Source organism: Xanthomonas pisi DSM 18956, assembly GCF_001010415.1.
GTDB classification, from domain to species: domain Bacteria; phylum Pseudomonadota; class Gammaproteobacteria; order Xanthomonadales; family Xanthomonadaceae; genus Xanthomonas; species Xanthomonas pisi.
The window spans coordinates 103,509-120,347 of record NZ_JPLE01000032.1; the positions used below are offsets into that span (position 1 = coordinate 103,509).

A 16,839-nucleotide genomic window follows, 5' to 3' on the forward strand; every position below is an offset into this window, starting at 1 on the left:
TTGCTGCAGAGGATCTCCATGTCGGCCCAGCCCATCAGTGACTTTTACGCCTATCCGGATGCTGCCGGCCATTTCGGCAAGTTCGGTGGCCGGTTTGTCGCCGAAACCTTGATCGGCCCGCTGCAGGAACTGTCTGCCGCCTACGATCAGGCGCGGCAGGACCCGTCGTTCATCGCCGAATACGACAAAGACCTCAAGCATTACGTCGGCCGGCCCAGCCCGATCTATCACGCCGAGCGGCTCAGCCGCGAAGTGGGCGGGGCGCAGATCCTGCTCAAGCGCGAAGACTTGAACCACACCGGCGCGCACAAGATCAACAACACCATCGGCCAGGCGCTGCTGGCCAGCCGCATGGGCAAGACCCGCATCATTGCCGAGACCGGTGCCGGCCAGCACGGCGTGGCCAGCGCCACGGTGGCGGCGCGGCTGGGCCTGGAATGCGTGGTCTACATGGGCGCCACCGATATCGAACGGCAGAAGATCAACGTCTACCGGATGCAGCTGCTGGGCGCGAAAGTGGTTCCGGTAACGTCCGGCTCGGCCACGCTCAAGGATGCGCTCAACGAAGCGATGCGCGACTGGGTCACCAATGTGCGCGACACCTTCTACATCATCGGCACGGTGGCCGGCCCGGACCCGTATCCGCGCATGGTGCGCGACTTCAACGCGATCGTGGGCCGCGAGGCACGCGAGCAGATGCTGCAGGACTATGGCCGGCTGCCGGATGCGATCAGCGCCTGTGTCGGTGGCGGCAGCAATGCCATCGGCCTGTTCCACGCCTTCCTCAACGACCCCGGCGTCAAGATCTATGGCGCCGAAGCCGCCGGCGACGGCATCGCCACCGGCCGCCATGCCGCGTCCATCGCCGCCGGCCGCCCTGGCGTGCTGCACGGCAACCGCACCTATGTGATCTGCGACGACGACGGCCAGATCACCGAGACCCATTCGATCTCCGCCGGCCTGGATTACCCCGGCGTCGGGCCCGAGCACGCGTTCCTGTCCGACAGCGGCCGGGCGGTGTATCAGGGCATCACCGATGACGAGGCGATGGCGGCGTTTCATCTTCTGGCGCACACCGAGGGCATTCTCGCGGCGCTGGAATCCAGTCACGCGGTGGCGCAGTCGATCAAGCTGGCGCGCGAGCTGCCCAGGGACGCGCTGATCCTGTGCAACCTGTCCGGGCGTGGCGACAAGGACGTCCACACCATCGCAGCACGCGAAGGCATGGTGCTGTGATGGCAGCGCAGATGCGCATGCTGGGCAGCGGTGCGGCACTGTTGTGCATGTCTGCGCTCGCCCTGGCCGCGGCGCCTGCGCCCGAGCTGGATCGCAGCGGTGCCGTGCGGGTCGGTCAGCGCTTCAGTGAGCTGCAGACGCGCGCCCGCTGGGTATCTCTCAATGTGGGGCCGTTGGGGCCCTGCGGCTATGTGGAGGCGGGGCTGCTACCCGAAGCAGTGTCGATGATGGTCGAAGACGATCGCATCGTCCGGTTCGACGTCAGCGACCGAGGCGCGGTGGGGCCGTTCGGCATCCGGGTGGGCGACAGCGAAGCTGCCGCGCGGGCGCGCCTGCCGTCGGGCTACAGCGTCCAGCCGCATAAGTACGGCCGCGACGGCGGCAACGATCTTTATCTGACTTGGCGCGACCCGCAAGGCGAGTTCGCCGTCCGTTACGAAACCGGAGAAGGCACTGTGACATCGATGTACTGGGGAAGCTGGGATGCCGTGCAGTTGGTGGAGGGTTGCGCATGAGCCGCGCGCCAGACCGTATCGCCACGCGTTTTGAGGTCCTGCGTCAGGCCGGCCGCAAGGCACTGATCCCCTTCATCACCGCCGGCGACCCGTCGCTGGAGGCCACCGTGCCGGTGATGCACGCGTTGGTGCGCGCCGGTGCTGACGTGATCGAACTGGGTGTGCCGTTTTCCGACCCGATGGCAGACGGCCCTACCATCCAGCGCAGCTCCGAGCGCGCGCTGAGCCGTGGCGCCGGCCTGGCCTACGTGCTGGAGGCGGTGCACGAATTCCGCCGCGAAGACGCCACCACCCCGGTGGTGCTGATGGGCTATCTCAACCCGGTCGAGATCCACGGCACGCGGCGCTTTGCCGAAGCCGCAGTGGCTGCTGGCGTGGATGGCCTGCTGCTGGTGGACCTGCCGCCGGAAGAGGCCGACGAGACCCGCGCCATCTTTACCGAGGTCGGGCTGGCGCTGATCGCGCTGGCCTCGCCGACCACCAGCGAGCAGCGGCTGGACATGCTGTGCAGCACCGCGCAGGGCTACCTGTACTACGTCAGCTTTGCCGGCGTGACCGGCGCCTCGAACCTGCTCGATACGCATGCTGCCAGCGACCGCCTGCGCCAGCTGCGTCAACGCGCCGGCGCACCGGTGGTGGCAGGATTTGGCATCAAGGACGCTGCCAGTGCCGCCGCAATGGCGGTCGATGCGGATGGTGTCGTTGTCGGCAGCGCCCTGGTCGCGGCGCTGGCCGACGCCACCGACGTGCGCACTGCGCGCGAATGCGCCGAAGCTTTTCTGACGCCGCTGCGCCAGGCGCTGGATAAGAAGGGCTAGGGCAAGGCCCGTTTTCCGGCTGCGATGGGCTGTGTGGATCGCCCGGCGCGAGCGATGCCCCCCTCCGCCCTTCGGGCACCTTCCCCCGCAGGCGGGGGAAGGCAGGTAGGCCACTGTTGCGCTGAAGCCCCTCTCCCGCGCGCAGGAGGAGGCAGCCGACCGTGAAGCCCTTCTCGCGCGCGCGGGAGAGGGGTTGGGGTGAGGGCACCGGACACTGGCAAAGCCCCCGCGCACCCAATAAGCAGCGCACCTGGCCACCCTCCCAACTGACGCCCCACGTCCACATTCACCCGCCGCGCTACCTGGGCCTTCGCGCAGCGCGTTAGACTGTCGCCCCTCTGCGGCTCGCATCGCCGCCCTGCATGGATTGTCATACACGCATGAGTTGGCTCAGCAAATTGATGCCCTCCGGCATCCGCACCGAGAACACCCCGGCCAAGAAGCGCAGCGTTCCCGAGGGTCTGTGGGAAAAGTGCAGCAACTGCGGCAGCGCGCTATACGGCCCGGAGCTTGAGGAGAACCTGGAGGTGTGTCCGAAGTGTGACCACCACATGGCCATTCGCGCGCGCGCGCGCCTGAACTCGCTGTTCGACCCGGAAACCGCGACCACCGAGATCGCCGCGCAGCTGGGCCCGGTCGACGTGCTCAAGTTCAAGGACCAGAAGCGCTACGGCGAGCGCATCAAGGCCAGTCAGAAGGCCAGCGGCGAATACGACGCGCTGATCGCCATGCGCGGCACGCTCAAGGGGAACCCGCTGGTCGCTGCCGCCTTCGATTTCGCCTTCATGGGCGGCTCGATGGGGTCGGTGGTCGGCGAGCGCTTTGCGCGTGCGGCCGAGGTGGCGTTGGAAGTGGGCTGCCCGTTCGTGTGCTTCTCCGCCAGCGGCGGTGCGCGCATGCAGGAAGGCCTGTTCTCGCTGATGCAGATGGCCAAGACCTCCGCAGCGCTCGGTCGCCTGCGCGAAGCCGGCCTGCCGTACATCTCGGTGCTGACCCATCCTACGACCGGTGGCGTGTCTGCATCGTTTGCCATGCTGGGCGACATCAACATCGCCGAGCCGCATGCGTTGATCGGCTTCGCGGGCCCGCGCGTGATCGAGCAGACCGTACGCGAAACCTTGCCGGAAGGCTTCCAGCGTTCGGAATTCCTGCTCGATCACGGCGCCATCGACCAGATCTGCGACCGTCGCGAAATGCGCGACCGCATTGCCGAACTGACCACGATGATGATGCGTCAGCCGCATCCGCAGGACGCTGACGCCGCATGAGCGCCCGCAAGTATTTTGGCACCGACGGCATCCGCGGTCGGGTGGGGCAGGGCGTGATTTCTGCCGACTTCGTGCTGCGCCTGGGCAATGCGCTCGGCCGTGTGCTCACCCAAGGTCGCAGCAAGCGCCCGTTGGTGTTGATCGGCAAGGACACCCGCATTTCCGGTTACATGTTCGAAGCCGCCTTGGAAGCCGGCCTGGTCGCTGCAGGCGCCGATGTGCAGATGATCGGGCCGATGCCGACGCCGGCCATCGCGTTCCTGACCAGCACCTTGCGCGCCGATGCCGGCGTGGTCATCAGCGCCTCGCACAATCCGCATTACGACAACGGCATCAAGTTCTTCTCCGCCGAAGGCGAAAAGCTCGATGACGCCACCGAAGCGGCGATCGAAGCCGCGCTGGACGAGCCGTTCCACACCGTGGAATCCGAGCGCCTGGGCAAGGCGATCCGTACGCGCGATGCGATCGGCCGTTACATCGAATTCTGCAAGGCCAGCGTGGCGCGCGGCTTCACCCTGCAAGGCCTGAGAATGGTGCTGGATTGCGCGCACGGCGCCACGTATCACATCGCGCCGATGCTGTTCCGCGAGCTGGGCGCCGAGGTGGTGGTGATCGGCGCTGCACCGGACGGGCTCAACATCAACGATGGTGTCGGCTCCACCCATATCGACAATCTCGCCGCCAAGGTGCGGCAGAGCGGTGCGCATCTGGGCATCGCCTTCGATGGCGACGGCGATCGCGTGCTGATGGCCGACGACCAGGGCAACCCGGTCGATGGCGACGATCTGCTGTATCTCCTGGCGCGCTCGTGGCAGGCCAGCGGCCGGTTGACCGGCACCGTGGTCGGCACCTTGATGACCAATTACGGCCTGGAGCCGGCACTGGCCGCGCTGCGGATTCCGTTCCAGCGGGCCAAGGTGGGCGACCGCTACGTGCATCAGGCGCTGGTCGAAGGGGGTGGCACGCTGGGTGGTGAAACATCAGGCCATCTGCTGTGCCTGGACCGCGCCAGCACTGGCGACGGCATCGTCAGCGCGCTGCAGGTGCTCGAAGCGCTGGGGCGCGATGGGCACAGCCTTCGCCAGGCACTGAGCGGCCTGACCAAGGTGCCGCAGAAGACCGTGAATGTGCGTCTGGATGGCGGCGCGGCCAAGGCCATCGTCGACGCGCCCGGCGTGCAGCAGGCGCTCCAGCAGGCGCAAGCCGCCGTGCATGGGCGTGGACGTGCGTTCCTGCGTCCGTCAGGTACCGAGCCGGTGGTGCGCGTGACCGTGGAAGCGGACGACGCGGGTCTGATGCAGGACACGCTCGACCGGCTTTCCGGAGCGGTGCGTGACGCGGCGTGAGTCGCTGATCATTGGCGTCTGCGTCGTGGTTGCCAAGGCCGCGACGTTCTATCTGTTGTATCGCCTGCTGATCTGATCGGCAGGCCTTCTCTCACTTCGACCAAGACATTCGTATGAGCGCGCGCATCCCCACCCTGGACATCACCCGTTTCGATACCGATCGCGACGCCTTCGTCGCCGAGCTCGGTGCGGCCTATCGCCAATGGGGCTTTGCCGGCATCCGCAATCACGGCATCGCGCAGACCGATATCGATGCGGCCTACGACGTGTTCAAGGCGTTTTTCGCCTTGCCCGAACAGGTCAAGCGCCGCTATCACGTACCGGGCAGCGGCGGCGCACGGGGCTACACCGCCTTTGGCGTGGAAACCGCCAAGGATTCCAAGCACTTCGATCTGAAGGAGTTCTGGCATATCGGTCGCGAGATTCCGGACGATTCGCCGTACCGCGACGTGATGGCGCCGAACCTGTGGCCGGAAGAAGTGCCCGGATTCCGCGAGCGCGGCTACCAGTTGTATCAGCAGCTCGACCAGCTGGGCTCGCGCGTGCTCTCGGCGTTGGCGCTGCACATCGGCCTGCCGCAGGGCTATTTCGTCGACAAGACCAACAACGGCAATTCGATCCTGCGCCCGATTCACTACCCGCCGATCACCAGCGACGATATTCCCAATGTGCGTGCCGGTGCGCATGGCGACATCAACTTCATCACCTTGCTGGTCGGTGCCAGCGCTGCCGGTCTGGAAGTGCGTTCCAACGACGGCGAGTGGGTGCCGTTCACCGCAGACGCCGACACCATCGTGGTCAACATCGGCGACATGCTGCAGCGGCTGACCAATCACGTGTATCCGTCCACGATCCACCGCGTGGTCAATCCGCCGGGCGAAGCGGCGCGCAAGCCGCGCTATTCGGTGCCGTTCTTCCTGCATCCGAATCCGGATTTCCTGATCGACGTGCTGCCCTCCTGCGTCAGCGCCGACAACCCCAGCCGCTATCCCGAGCCGATCACGGCGCATGGGTTCCTGGAAGAACGCCTGCGCGAGATCAAGCTCAAGTAACTCCGATGTCGTCACCGTTGGCGATCGGTTTACGCATCGCCGAACGTCACATGCACGCATGTGGCCCATCTCGCGCATGGCCGCGTCCGCAACATGCGCCATGACAGAGCCCACAGTTCTGTTCATAAAATTCCTCTCGTGTCTGGTTAAAGCTTGCGTTCACCCGCGCCGATAACACAGGCTGATCGCTAGCGCGACGTCGGATTTGCCTGGCGCCCGCTACCGATTGCACGACGTAGGGGGCGCGCATGCGGATGCGGTGGTTACAACAACTAGGTGCGGTGTCGTTACTGGCGCTGAGTGGCGCAGTGGCACCGGCCGCAGCGACGCCGGTCAGTGTCACCGTGACCGACGCCAACGGCGTTCTGGTCGATGCGGTGGTCAGTCTGGAACTGCCGCACCCCGCCGCAGCCAGCGCCGGCAAGATGCTGGAGATGGATCAGGTCAACTCGCAGTTCGTGCCGGCGGTCCTGGTGGTGCGCACCGGGACCTCGGTGCGGTTTCCAAACAACGACCAGATCCGCCATCAGGTGTATTCGTTCTCGCCTGCCAAACGCTTTGAACTGCCGCTGTTTCAGGGCACCACCGCTGCGCCGGTGCGGTTCGATCAGGCCGGTCTGGTCACGGTGGGCTGCAATATCCACGACTGGATGCTCGGCTATATCGTGGTGCTGGAAACGCCGTACTTCGGCAAGACCGGCAGCGACGGTCGCGTACAACTCGATGCCCCGGCAGGAAACTACACGCTGCGCGTCTGGCATCCACGCATCAAGGGCGCTGCAGTGGGCGAGCCGCTGGTGATTGCGCGCGATGCCGTGCAACGCAAGGTCACCTTGCAGACCACCGGCGCCGCCCCGGTTCTCGCGCCGCCGGACGAGCGCGTGCGCGCACTGCAGGACAAGTTCCGCCGCGCCGATCCCAAGAAGCCGCACCCATGAGGGCGATGCGCCTGCATACGCGCATCGCGGCCTTGCTGGTGCTGGTCGTGCTGGCCACGCAGGCATTGACCTTCATCGCCGTACAGCTGGCGACCGAGCGCAGCGTCAAGGCGCAACTGGGCGAAGAACTGCAGATCGGCGAGCGCGTCTGGCAGCGCATCAATCTGCGCCGCGATGAGCAGCTGCTGCAGTCGGCGTCGGTGCTGGCAGACGATTTCGGGTTTCGTGCCGCAGTGGCCAGCGGCGATGTGCCCACCATGCAATCGGCGCTGCGCAACCATGCCGCGCGCATGTCTGCGCAGACCGCCTTGCTGCTCTCGCCCGATGGCCAGTTCCTGACCGGACTGGCCGACCTTCCGCAAGCCGAACAGCTGCGTGCGGTGCAGGCGTTGTTGCAACAGGCGCAGCGCGATGGGCGCGCGGTCGGCGTGGTTGCCCTGGATCAACACATCGTGCGCCTGGCCGTGGTGCAGGTGCTGGCGCCCAGCCGCGTTGGCTGGATCGCGATCGGCAACGAATCCGGCGACGGCCTGGCACAGGATTTCCGCAGCACGACGGGATTGGATGCCACGTTCTTTACCGATGGGCCGCCGGTGCGCGTGCTGGCATCGACCCTGGAGCCGGCGATGCGTGGCGAGTTCGCGCAGCAGTTGCCGGTTGCCGAGCACACGCCGGCGGCGGCGATTCCGCTCAACCTGGGGCAGTCGCGCTACCTGGTCAAACTGCAGGCGATCCAGGGCGACAGTCATGTGCGGGTTGCGTTGCAGGCATCGCTGGATCGCGCGGTGGCACCGTATCGCATTCTCAAGTTGCGCATCCTGCTGTTGGCCGGTCTGGCGACTGCTGCTGCGTTGGCTGTGGCGATCTTTCTGGCGCGCGGCGTCAGCAAGCCGGTCGCGCAACTGGTGCAGGCGGCGCGCCGCATCCAGCGCGGCGATTATCAGACGGCGGTGGACGTTCCGCCCGGTCGCGAGCTCGCCGAGCTGGCCGATAGCTTCGGGCGGATGCAGCATCAGATCGCCAGCCGCGAGCAGCACATCCTGCATCAGGCGCGGCACGACGCATTGACCGGGCTGCCCAATCGGGTCTGGTTGCTGGAACGGCTGAAAGAAGTGACCGCGCAGACAGTCGCCTCCGGCGGGACCGCGGCGGTACTGATCCTGGATCTGGATCGTTTCAAGGAACTCAACGACAGCCTTGGCCATGATTTCGCCGACCAGGTGCTGGTCGAGGCCGGGCGCAGGCTCGCCGAGGTGGTACAGGAACCGAACCTGGTCGGGCGGCTGGGCAGCGATGAGTTCATGGTGATCGTGGCGCACGCCGATGCGACCACCGTGCAGCAGGACGCACAACGCCTGCTGCTGCAACTGCGTCGTCCATTGGTGCTGCCGCAGGCACGCATCCAGCTCGAAGCCAGCATCGGGATCGCCCTGATTCCCGAGCATGGCGCCGACCCGGACACCTTGTTGCGCCGTGCCGATATCGCGCGACGGCAGGTGGACGATGTCGCCACCATCGGTGCCAGCGTCTACCGCATGGGCCAGGACGAACAGCATCTGCGGCGGCTGCGTCTGACCGGCGATCTGCGTCAGGCCATCGGCGGCAACGAATTAACCCTGCGCTTCCAGCCCAAGATCTGCCTGCGCAGCGATCGCGTCGAACAGGTCGAAGTGCTGGTGCGTTGGCATCATCCGACGCTGGGTCCGATCGGTCCGGACGAATTCATTCCGCTGGCCGAGCATTCCGGCGTCATCCACCCATTGACCCGCTTCGTGCTGGACGAGGCACTGCGCTGCCAAGCGCGCTGGCGTACACAGGGGCTGGAGCTGGGCATGGCGATCAACCTGTCGGCGCTGGATCTTGCCGATCCGGGGCTGCCCGATTACGTGCGGGCACGGTTGGAGCTGCATGCGGTGCCTGCGCAGTCGGTCACGCTGGAATTGACCGAAAGCGCCTTGATGCGCGATGTCGAATCCGCGCTGCACATGCTGCATCAACTGCGCAGCGTCGGCGTGCGGCTGTCCATCGACGACTTCGGTACAGGCTATTCCTCGTTGGCCCAACTCAAGCGCATGCCGGTAAACGAATTGAAGATCGACAAGAGCTTCGTCATGCAGCTGGCCGAAGGCACCGACGATGCCTTCATCGTGCGCAGCACCATCGATCTGGGTCACAACCTGGGCCTGAGCGTGATCGCCGAGGGCGTCGAAAACGAAACCGCGCTCGATCTGTTGCGCGGCTACGGCTGCGACATGGTGCAGGGCTATCTCTACGCACCGCCGCTGGAGCAGGCGCCCTTCGTTGCGTGGTGCATGCGTCAGCTCGGAATGACCTCGCCCTCGCAGACAGGAGCGCAAGGATGAAGCAGCGTTTGCGTGCTCCTCTGGCTTTTGCGGTGTGCAGTCTCGCACTGATGCCGGCGCTTGCGGTTGCCGGCGACGGCCGACTGCTCGCCACCGGCGGCGTGTCGATGATCGAAGGCAGCAGCGGTGGCGGCATCGTGCCGTGGGCCACGCTGTCCGGGTATGGCACGCGCGATGAACTCGGCACCGTGCTGTTCGCCACGCATGTGGACAGCGGCGATTACCGGCTCGATGTGCAAGGCGCCGCGCTGACGGTCGGCAACCGGCTGGAGCTGTCGCTCGCGCGCCAGCGCCTGGACCTGGGCACCTTGCAGGATCGCCTTGGGTTGCCGTGGAATGCGCTCGGTCAGGATGTCTTCGGCGCCAAGCTGCGCGTGTCTGGCGATCTGGTCTACGGGCGCGTCCCGCAAGTCAGCGTCGGCGTGCAGTACAAACGGCTGCGCGATGGCACGCTGCCGCTGGCCGTCGGTGCGCGCGACGACCACGGGACCGATGTCTATGTCAGCGCCAGCAGACTCCTGCTGCAAGGCGCCGGTGGCTATCAATTGCTGCTCAACGGCACGTTGCGCGCGACCCGCGCCAATCAAACCGGCTTGCTCGGCTTTGGCGGCGACCGTCGCAACAGCTATCGACTGGTCGCCGAGGCCAGTGCTGCGGTCGTGCTGTCGCCGTCGTGGGCGGTCGGTGTGGAATATCGCGACAAGCCGGACAATCTGGGCTTTGCGCGCGAACAGGCCTGGGCCGACGGTTTTGTCGCCTGGTTTCCCAACAAGCATGTATCGCTGACCGCCGCCTGGGCCGATCTTGGCGATATCGCCACGCTGACCGACCAGCGCGGCCCGTATCTCTCCTTGCAGGTAGCGTTCTGATGAATCGATGGCTGCGTTGGTCCCTGCTCTGCGCGCTGAGCCTAAGTGCCTGCGCCACCACGCAGCCGCGTGGCACGCTCTACGACGAACTCGGTGGGCAGGCCGGCATCGAGGCGCTGGTGGAAACCATGTTGTCGCGCATCGCCGACGATCAACGCATCGTCGACAAGTTCGCACGGGTCAACATCGTCATGCTCAACGCACGCCTGGTGCAGAAGTTCTGCCACGTCGCCGACGGCCCGTGCCCGGATACCGCCAAGTCGATGCAGCAGGCGCATGCGCACCTGGCCATCCGCGAGGGCGACTTCAACGCCCTGGTCGAAGATCTCAACTGGGCAATGGACCGGCAAAAGATCCCGCGCCGCACCCAGAACCGCCTGTTGGCGCGGCTGGCCGCCATGCACGGCGAGATCGTCAATCACTGAGTCGCGCAGCTGCATGCCATCGGCAGCGACCGTGCAGGACGCGCATCGCGAGGCAACTGCCAACCGGCAGCGTTTCAGTCCAGCGGTCTTACCCGATGCGAGCCGCGCGCCATCAGTGCCAGCGCAACCGAATGCGGCAGCAGGCGCAGGCCGGCATTGACCAGCCGATAGCGCCAGCCCGGCACCGCCAGCACCTGACCGCGCTCCAAGGCGGCAATACCGTACTCGGCAACCGCATCGGCCTGCAGCCAGGCCCAGCCGGGCAGGGTGGACATCGCCGCGCGGGTGCCGGTGACATCGTGGAACTCCGACCACGCAAAGCCGGGACACAGGGCGCAGACCTTGACCGCGCAATCGGTGTTTTCCAACGCCAGCGACTCGCTGAAGCGCAGCATGAAGCTCTTGCTCGCCGCATAGAGGGTCTGGCCGTCGGCACTGGGCGTGAGTGCGGCAAACGAGGCGACGTTGAGAATGCGGCCCTGGCCGCTGGCACGGATCATCGGCAACAAACGCCAGGTCAGCTCGCACACCGCGCCGATCATCACCTGCAGGAAGCGTGCATGCGTGGTCCAGTCGTTGTGCAGATAGCGCCCCGGCACGCCATAGCCGGCGTTGTTGACCAGCGTGCCCACCGTCCAGCCATTGCGCTGGATCTGTGTCACCAGCGCCTCGACCGCCGCAGGTTCGGCCAGGTCGGCCGGCAGCACCTCCACCCGCACCTGCGCGCCCAGTTCGGCGGCCAGCGCCTGCAGTCGATCTACCCGGCGCGCGGTCAGGATCAACGGCACCCCCCGCCTGGCGTACGCCCGCGCAATCTCGCGGCCGATGCCGCTGGAGGCGCCGGTGACCAGCGCGAAGACAGGCGAAACGGACATGGCAGGTTCCTGTTGGGGGAGGGGTGGGACATGTGGCGGACAGAAGTGTGCCGGTTGCCGACAGGCCATGGGCTATTCTGTCGCCTGTCTTCAACTCAGGAACCTGCGCCTGATGCGTCGAAAGATCGTTGCTGGAAACTGGAAGCTGCATGGTAGCCGCGCCTTCGCCACCGACCTGGTGGCCAAGCTCGCCGCGCACATGCCCCTGGAGGGTGTCGATGTCGTCATCCTGCCGCCACTGCCTTACCTCGGCGACCTGATCGAGGATTTCGAGGCGCATCACCTGTCCTTCGGAGCCCAGGACGTCAGCAGTAACGAGAAGGGTGCCTACACCGGCGAGGTCTCGGCCACGATGCTGGTGGATGTCGGCGCCGAATACGGGCTGGTCGGCCATTCCGAGCGTCGTCAGTACCACCAGGAGACCAGCGAGCTGGTGGCGCGCAAATTTGCCGCCGCCATCCACGCCGGGCTGATTCCGGTGCTGTGTGTGGGCGAATCGCTGGAGCAGCGTGAAGCCGGTCAGACCGAGGCAATCCTACGTGCCCAGCTCGAGCCGGTGCTGGCATTGGTCGGCAGCGGGGGCTTTGCCCGTGCGGTGCTGGCCTATGAGCCGATCTGGGCGATCGGGACCGGACGCACCGCCAGTCCGGCCCAGGCGCAAGCCGTGCACGCCTTCCTGCGTGGCGAAGTCGCGAAGGCGGATGCTAGAATCGCCGACTCTCTGCCCATCCTGTACGGGGGCAGTGTCAAGCCCGACAACGCCAGCGAGCTGTTCGCACAGCCCGATGTCGACGGCGGGCTTGTCGGAGGCGCCTCCTTGGTGGCCGAAGATTTCCTGGCCATTGCGCGTGCGGCGGCCGCTTGTTAACCCATTAAGTTTTGTCCGGGGACGGATTTCGAAATGCTGATGTTGATCCTCAATGTGGTCTACGTGCTGGTCGCGCTGGCGATGATTGCGCTGATCCTGATGCAGCGTGGCGCGGGTGCGGCGGCCGGTTCCGGCTTCGGTGCGGGCGCTTCGGGCACGGTGTTCGGTTCGCAGGGTGCGTCGAACTTCCTGTCCAAGTCGACCAAGTGGCTGGCCGTGGTGTTCTTTAGCATCAGCCTGTTCATGGCCTGGTACGCCACCCACGGCGCCCGTCCGACCGACCAGAACCTGGGTGTGATGTCGCAGTCCACCACTCCGGCCCCGGCTGCGGCCGGCGAGCTGACCCAGCCGTTGCCGCAGGCGCCTGCCGCCGGTGCGGTACCGGCCGCTCCGTCGCAGCCTGCTCCTGCAGTTGCGCCGGCTGCTGCACCGGTGCAGTCCGCGCCTGCGCCGTCGGCGCCCGCAGCCAGCGAAGAAAACGCTTCAGAACCAGCACAAAAACGCTGAAGCCGGTTACAATACGCTGCGCACTGGGATGCCCAGCGGCGCAACGTATGCCCAGGTGGCGGAATTGGTAGACGCACTACCTTGAGGTGGTAGCGACTTAGGTCGTAGGGGTTCGAGTCCCCTCTTGGGCACCATTGTTTGGCTGCAGTTCCTGCGCATCGCGACGTGTCGCGCGCAGGGTCTGCCTATACCCCATGCCGGCACGCGGCGCGTGCGGGCAGAGGCAAGAGAGAATCGCTGTGCTGGCCGAATATTTGCCGAGTCTGCTGTTTCTGATCGTCGCCACCGGCATCGGCATCGTGCTGATGTTGATTGGGCGGTTCCTCGCTCCGCGCAGCCCAGACGCGCGCAAGCTTTCTCCGTACGAGTGTGGCTTCGAGGCATTCGAAGACGCGCGCATGAAGTTCGATGTGCGCTACTACCTCATCGCGATCCAGTTCATCGTGTTCGACCTGGAAATCATCTTCATCGTGCCGTGGACGCAGGTGTTCATGGAGATCGGCGCACGTTCGCTGGTCACCATGGGCCTGTTCGTCGGCATGTTGTTCCTCGGCTTTATCTACGTGTGGAAGAAGGGAGCGCTGGAATGGGAGTGATTCAGACCCTGGATCGTCTGATGACCAACCCGATGCCGGAAGGCCGGGTGGAAGACATCCTGCGCCCGGACGGCGAAAACCCGCTGCTCGAAAAGGGCTACGTGACGACCAGCGTCGATGCGCTGCTGAACTGGGCACGTACCGGCTCGATGTGGCCGATGACCTTCGGTCTGGCCTGCTGCGCGGTCGAAATGATGCATGCCGGCGCGTCGCGCCTGGATCTGGACCGTTACGGCGTGGTGTTTCGCCCGTCGCCGCGCCAGTCCGACGTGATGATCGTGGCCGGCACCCTGGTCAACAAGATGGCACCGGCGCTGCGCAAGGTCTACGACCAGATGCCGGATCCGAAGTGGGTCATCTCGATGGGCAGCTGCGCCAACGGCGGCGGCTACTATCACTATTCGTATTCGGTGGTGCGCGGTTGCGATCGCATCGTGCCGGTGGACATCTATGTCCCGGGCTGCCCGCCGACCGCCGAGGCCCTGGTCTACGGCATCTTGCAGCTGCAGAAGAAGATCTGGCGTACCCAGACGATCGCGCGCTGACACCCGTCTTCTCCTAACGAGAGCAGCCAAGCCCCCATGGCAGAGCAAGCATCTTCCTTCACTGACCGACTTGCGGCACGTTTCGCCGGTGCGCAGATCGCCGTGGCCTTGCCGCGCGGCGAAGTGACGCTGGAAGTCGCTGCGTCAGAGTGGCACGCCACCTGTCTGGCGCTGCGCGATGAGCTCGGTTTCGAGCAGCTCAGCGATCTGTGCGGCGTCGATTACCTGGGCTATGGCAGCGACGAGTGGGATACCGCCGACGTGTCCTCGCAGGGCTTCAGCCGCGGCGTCGAAGGCAAGGCCGTCGGTCGCTTCGGCTGGGGAGAGTTTCCCAGCCAGGAAAGCTCCACCGGCGCCCATCCGCAGCACATGCCCAAGCAGCGCTTTGCGGTGGTCGCCCAGCTGATTTCCTACCAGCACAACCAGCGTCTGCGGGTGCGTTGCTACGCACCGGACGAGCAGGTGCCGGTGGTGGCGTCGGTGACCGATATCTGGCCGGGCGTGAACTGGTTCGAGCGCGAAGCATTCGACCTGTTCGGCATCGTGTTCGACGGCCATCCGGACCTGCGCCGCATCCTGACCGACTACGGATTCGTCGGCCACCCGTTCCGCAAGGATTTCCCGCTGATCGGCAACGTCGAAGTGCGTTACGACGAAGAGCGCAAGCGCGTTGTGTACGAGCCGGTGACGTCGGTCGAGCCGCGCGTCGGTGTGCCGCGCGTGATTCGCGACGATGCCCGTTATGAGACTGCCGCTGGTGAAGTGGGCAAGTCGGAGACTGCCAAGTGAGTGAGTTCCGCCAGGCAACCGATGCCTTCGCGAGCAATCCTGTCGAAAGCAAGCAGGAAATCCGCAATTACACGATGAACTTCGGCCCGCAGCATCCTGCGGCGCACGGCGTGCTGCGCCTGATCCTGGAAATGGATGGCGAGACCGTGGTACGTGCCGATCCGCATATCGGCCTGCTGCACCGTGGCACCGAGAAGCTGGCCGAGTCCAAGCCGTTCAATCAGTCGGTCCCGTACATGGATCGCCTGGATTACGTGTCGATGATGTGCAACGAGCACGCTTACGTGCGCGCGATCGAGTCCCTGATGGGCATCGAGGCGCCCGAGCGTGCGCAGTACATCCGCACCATGTTCGACGAGATCACCCGCATCAAGAACCACCTGATGTGGGTGGGTTCCAACGCGCTCGATCTGGGTGCGATGGCGGTGATGCTGTACGCGTTCCGCGAGCGCGAAGAATTGATGGACGTCTACGAGGCGGTCAGCGGCGCGCGTATGCACGCGGCCTACTACCGTCCCGGTGGCGTCTACCGCGATCTGCCCGATCGCATGCCGCAGTACAAGGAATCCCGCTGGCACAAGGGTGGGGCGCTGAAGAAGCGCAACGCCGGTCGCGAGGGCACGCTGCTGGACTTCCTGGAGGAGTTCACCAACACCTTCCCGGCGCGCGTGGACGAGTACGAAACGCTGCTGACCGATAACCGCATCTGGAAGCAGCGCACCGTCGACGTCGGCATCATCAGCCCGGATCTGGCGCGTGCCTGGGGCATGACCGGCCCGATGCTGCGTGGCTCGGGCATCGAATGGGATCTGCGCAAGAAGCAGCCGTATGCCAAGTACGACGCGGTGGAGTTCGACATCCCGGTCGGCACCAACGGCGACTGCTACGACCGCTACCTGGTCCGCGTTGCCGAGATGCGCGAATCCAACCGCATCATCAAGCAGTGCGTGAAGTGGCTGAAGGCCAATCCTGGCCCGGTCATGGTCACCAATTTCAAGGTCGCCCCGCCAAGCCGCGAAGGCATGAAGGACGACATGGAAGCGCTGATCCATCACTTCAAGCTGTTCAGCGAAGGCTATTGCGTGCCGGCCGGCGAAACCTACAGCGCGGTCGAAGCGCCCAAGGGCGAGTTCGGCTGCTACCTGATGTCCGATGGGGCCAACAAGCCGTTCCGCGTGCATCTGCGCGCGCCGGGCTTCGCGCATCTGTCGTCGATGGACGCGGTGGTGCGTGGCTATTTGCTGGCCGACGTCGTGGCGATGATCGGTACTTACGATTTGGTTTTCGGTGAGGTTGACCGATGAAGGCGACGGGTAATTTCGAAGCGGCGCGCGACGTCGATCCGCAGGTGGTGCTGAGCGACAAGACGCGCGCGCACATCGATCATTGGCTGGCCAAGTTTCCGCCCGATCGCAAGCGTTCGGCGGTGCTGCAGGGCCTGCATGCTGCGCAGGAGCAGAACCAGGGCTGGCTGACCGATGAGCTGATCGTCGGCGTGGCCAAGTATCTGGAACTGCCGCCGGTGTGGGCCTATGAGGTCGCCAGTTTCTACTCGATGTTCGAGACCGAGAAGGTCGGCCGCCACAACGTGGCGTTCTGTACCAACATCAGCTGCTGGCTCAACGGCGCCGAAGATCTGCTCGCGCACGCGGAAAAGAAACTGGGTTGCAAGCTGGGGCAGTCGACGGCCGATGGCCGCGTCTACCTCAAGCGCGAAGAAGAGTGCCTGGCGGCCTGCTCGGCAGCGCCGATGATGGTCATCAACGGCCACTACCACGAACACCTGACGAAAGAGAAGGTCGACGCGCTGCTGGACGGGCTGGAATAAG

At 65.4% G+C, this 16,839-nt stretch carries 18 protein-coding genes and 1 tRNA gene; 18 read left to right on the top strand and 1 reads right to left on the bottom strand.

The features are described from left to right. Positions 1–18 precede the first annotated feature (18 nt). The 10 genes from trpB to Y887_RS08580 all read left to right on the top strand — a co-directional run bounded on the left by trpB (position 19) and on the right by Y887_RS08580 (position 10,830). Entirely contained in the window at positions 19–1,236 is a 1,218-nt protein-coding gene (gene trpB, locus Y887_RS08535; RefSeq protein ID WP_046963983.1) for a tryptophan synthase subunit beta, read from the top strand. Continuing rightward, entirely contained in the window at positions 1,233–1,751 is a 519-nt protein-coding gene (locus Y887_RS08540; RefSeq protein WP_084725971.1) for a hypothetical protein, read from the top strand. Before trpB ends, Y887_RS08540 begins: the two co-directional genes overlap by 4 nt. Continuing rightward, entirely contained in the window at positions 1,748–2,569 is an 822-nt protein-coding gene (gene trpA, locus Y887_RS08545; protein WP_046963932.1) for a tryptophan synthase subunit alpha, read from the top strand. Before Y887_RS08540 ends, trpA begins: the two co-directional genes overlap by 4 nt. Before the next feature lie 380 nt (positions 2,570–2,949). Continuing rightward, positions 2,950–3,837 (top strand): acetyl-CoA carboxylase, carboxyltransferase subunit beta, encoded by an 888-nt coding sequence (gene accD, locus Y887_RS08550; protein ID WP_046963933.1) that lies wholly within the window; start codon positions 2,950–2,952, stop codon positions 3,835–3,837. Further along, complete coding sequence (gene glmM, locus Y887_RS08555; RefSeq protein WP_046963934.1) at positions 3,834–5,183, top strand: phosphoglucosamine mutase; 1,350 nt, start codon at positions 3,834–3,836, stop codon at positions 5,181–5,183. The genes accD and glmM overlap by 4 nt, the downstream gene beginning before the upstream one ends. Positions 5,184–5,296: 113 nt before the next feature. Continuing rightward, a complete protein-coding gene (locus Y887_RS08560) occupies positions 5,297–6,235 on the top strand; it encodes an isopenicillin N synthase family dioxygenase (protein WP_046963935.1) in 939 nt (312 codons plus the stop codon). Positions 6,236–6,489: 254 nt separating this feature from the next. Continuing rightward, entirely contained in the window at positions 6,490–7,173 is a 684-nt protein-coding gene (locus tag Y887_RS08565; RefSeq protein ID WP_046963936.1) for a methylamine utilization protein, read from the top strand. Continuing rightward, entirely contained in the window at positions 7,170–9,536 is a 2,367-nt protein-coding gene (locus Y887_RS08570; RefSeq protein ID WP_046963937.1) for a putative bifunctional diguanylate cyclase/phosphodiesterase, read from the top strand. The genes Y887_RS08565 and Y887_RS08570 overlap by 4 nt, the downstream gene beginning before the upstream one ends. Before the next feature lie 50 nt (positions 9,537–9,586). Continuing rightward, the gene (locus tag Y887_RS08575) at positions 9,587–10,405 is read left to right on the top strand and encodes a DUF3034 family protein (protein ID WP_046963984.1); all 819 of its coding nucleotides are present in this window, start codon (positions 9,587–9,589) and stop codon (positions 10,403–10,405) included. After that, the gene (locus Y887_RS08580; RefSeq protein WP_046963938.1) at positions 10,405–10,830 is read left to right on the top strand and encodes a group I truncated hemoglobin; all 426 of its coding nucleotides are present in this window, start codon (positions 10,405–10,407) and stop codon (positions 10,828–10,830) included. The genes Y887_RS08575 and Y887_RS08580 overlap by 1 nt, the downstream gene beginning before the upstream one ends. Positions 10,831–10,904: 74 nt before the next feature. Here the strand turns inward: Y887_RS08580 and Y887_RS08585 are convergent, their stop codons facing one another. Further along, positions 10,905–11,705: an SDR family NAD(P)-dependent oxidoreductase gene (locus Y887_RS08585; protein WP_046963939.1), complete on the bottom strand. Its 801-nt coding sequence runs from the start codon at positions 11,703–11,705 to the stop codon at positions 10,905–10,907. Positions 11,706–11,817: 112 nt separating this feature from the next. Here Y887_RS08585 and tpiA point away from each other — a divergent pair, with 112 nt between their 5' ends. The 8 genes from tpiA to nuoE all read left to right on the top strand — a co-directional run bounded on the left by tpiA (position 11,818) and on the right by nuoE (position 16,838). After that, complete coding sequence (tpiA, locus tag Y887_RS08590) at positions 11,818–12,573, top strand: triose-phosphate isomerase (protein WP_046963940.1); 756 nt, start codon at positions 11,818–11,820, stop codon at positions 12,571–12,573. A 33-nt stretch (positions 12,574–12,606) separates the two neighbouring features. Continuing rightward, a complete protein-coding gene (gene secG / locus Y887_RS08595) occupies positions 12,607–13,080 on the top strand; it encodes a preprotein translocase subunit SecG (protein WP_046963941.1) in 474 nt (157 codons plus the stop codon). A 49-nt stretch (positions 13,081–13,129) separates the two neighbouring features. Beyond that, positions 13,130–13,214, top strand: a tRNA-Leu gene (locus Y887_RS08600). A 105-nt stretch (positions 13,215–13,319) separates the two neighbouring features. Next, a complete protein-coding gene (locus tag Y887_RS08605) occupies positions 13,320–13,676 on the top strand; it encodes an NADH-quinone oxidoreductase subunit A (RefSeq protein WP_005991364.1) in 357 nt (118 codons plus the stop codon). Continuing rightward, positions 13,667–14,221 carry a NuoB/complex I 20 kDa subunit family protein gene (locus Y887_RS08610; protein WP_039420570.1) on the top strand — a complete coding sequence of 185 codons (555 nt, stop codon included), beginning with the start codon at positions 13,667–13,669 and terminating at the stop codon, positions 14,219–14,221. The genes Y887_RS08605 and Y887_RS08610 overlap by 10 nt, the downstream gene beginning before the upstream one ends. 36 nt (positions 14,222–14,257) lie before the next feature. Next, a complete protein-coding gene (locus Y887_RS08615) occupies positions 14,258–15,010 on the top strand; it encodes an NADH-quinone oxidoreductase subunit C (protein WP_046963942.1) in 753 nt (250 codons plus the stop codon). Next, positions 15,007–16,314 (top strand): NADH-quinone oxidoreductase subunit D, encoded by a 1,308-nt coding sequence (locus Y887_RS08620; protein WP_039420572.1) that lies wholly within the window; start codon positions 15,007–15,009, stop codon positions 16,312–16,314. Before Y887_RS08615 ends, Y887_RS08620 begins: the two co-directional genes overlap by 4 nt. Continuing rightward, positions 16,311–16,838, top strand: a complete 528-nt coding sequence (gene nuoE / locus Y887_RS08625) for an NADH-quinone oxidoreductase subunit NuoE (RefSeq protein ID WP_005991372.1) — start codon at positions 16,311–16,313, stop codon at positions 16,836–16,838. The genes Y887_RS08620 and nuoE overlap by 4 nt, the downstream gene beginning before the upstream one ends. Position 16,839: the final 1 nt, after the last annotated feature.

Excerpts from the sequence above, each read along its gene's own strand:
- trpB (WP_046963983.1), top strand. The coding sequence starts at position 19 with ATGTCGGCCCAGCCCATCAGTGACTTTTACGCCTATCCGGATGCTGCC.
- trpA (WP_046963932.1), top strand. The coding sequence starts at position 1,748 with ATGAGCCGCGCGCCAGACCGTATCGCCACGCGTTTTGAGGTCCTGCGT.
- accD (WP_046963933.1), top strand. The coding sequence starts at position 2,950 with ATGAGTTGGCTCAGCAAATTGATGCCCTCCGGCATCCGCACCGAGAAC.
- glmM (WP_046963934.1), top strand. The coding sequence starts at position 3,834 with ATGAGCGCCCGCAAGTATTTTGGCACCGACGGCATCCGCGGTCGGGTG.
- Y887_RS08560 (WP_046963935.1), top strand. The coding sequence starts at position 5,297 with ATGAGCGCGCGCATCCCCACCCTGGACATCACCCGTTTCGATACCGAT.
- Y887_RS08565 (WP_046963936.1), top strand. The coding sequence starts at position 6,490 with ATGCGGTGGTTACAACAACTAGGTGCGGTGTCGTTACTGGCGCTGAGT.
- Y887_RS08570 (WP_046963937.1), top strand. The coding sequence starts at position 7,170 with ATGAGGGCGATGCGCCTGCATACGCGCATCGCGGCCTTGCTGGTGCTG.
- Y887_RS08575 (WP_046963984.1), top strand. The coding sequence starts at position 9,587 with ATGCCGGCGCTTGCGGTTGCCGGCGACGGCCGACTGCTCGCCACCGGC.
- Y887_RS08580 (WP_046963938.1), top strand. The coding sequence starts at position 10,405 with ATGAATCGATGGCTGCGTTGGTCCCTGCTCTGCGCGCTGAGCCTAAGT.
- Y887_RS08585 (WP_046963939.1), bottom strand. The coding sequence starts at position 11,705 with ATGTCCGTTTCGCCTGTCTTCGCGCTGGTCACCGGCGCCTCCAGCGGC.
- tpiA (WP_046963940.1), top strand. The coding sequence starts at position 11,818 with ATGCGTCGAAAGATCGTTGCTGGAAACTGGAAGCTGCATGGTAGCCGC.
- secG (WP_046963941.1), top strand. The coding sequence starts at position 12,607 with ATGCTGATGTTGATCCTCAATGTGGTCTACGTGCTGGTCGCGCTGGCG.
- Y887_RS08610 (WP_039420570.1), top strand. The coding sequence starts at position 13,667 with ATGGGAGTGATTCAGACCCTGGATCGTCTGATGACCAACCCGATGCCG.
- Y887_RS08615 (WP_046963942.1), top strand. The coding sequence starts at position 14,258 with ATGGCAGAGCAAGCATCTTCCTTCACTGACCGACTTGCGGCACGTTTC.
- nuoE (WP_005991372.1), top strand. The coding sequence starts at position 16,311 with ATGAAGGCGACGGGTAATTTCGAAGCGGCGCGCGACGTCGATCCGCAG.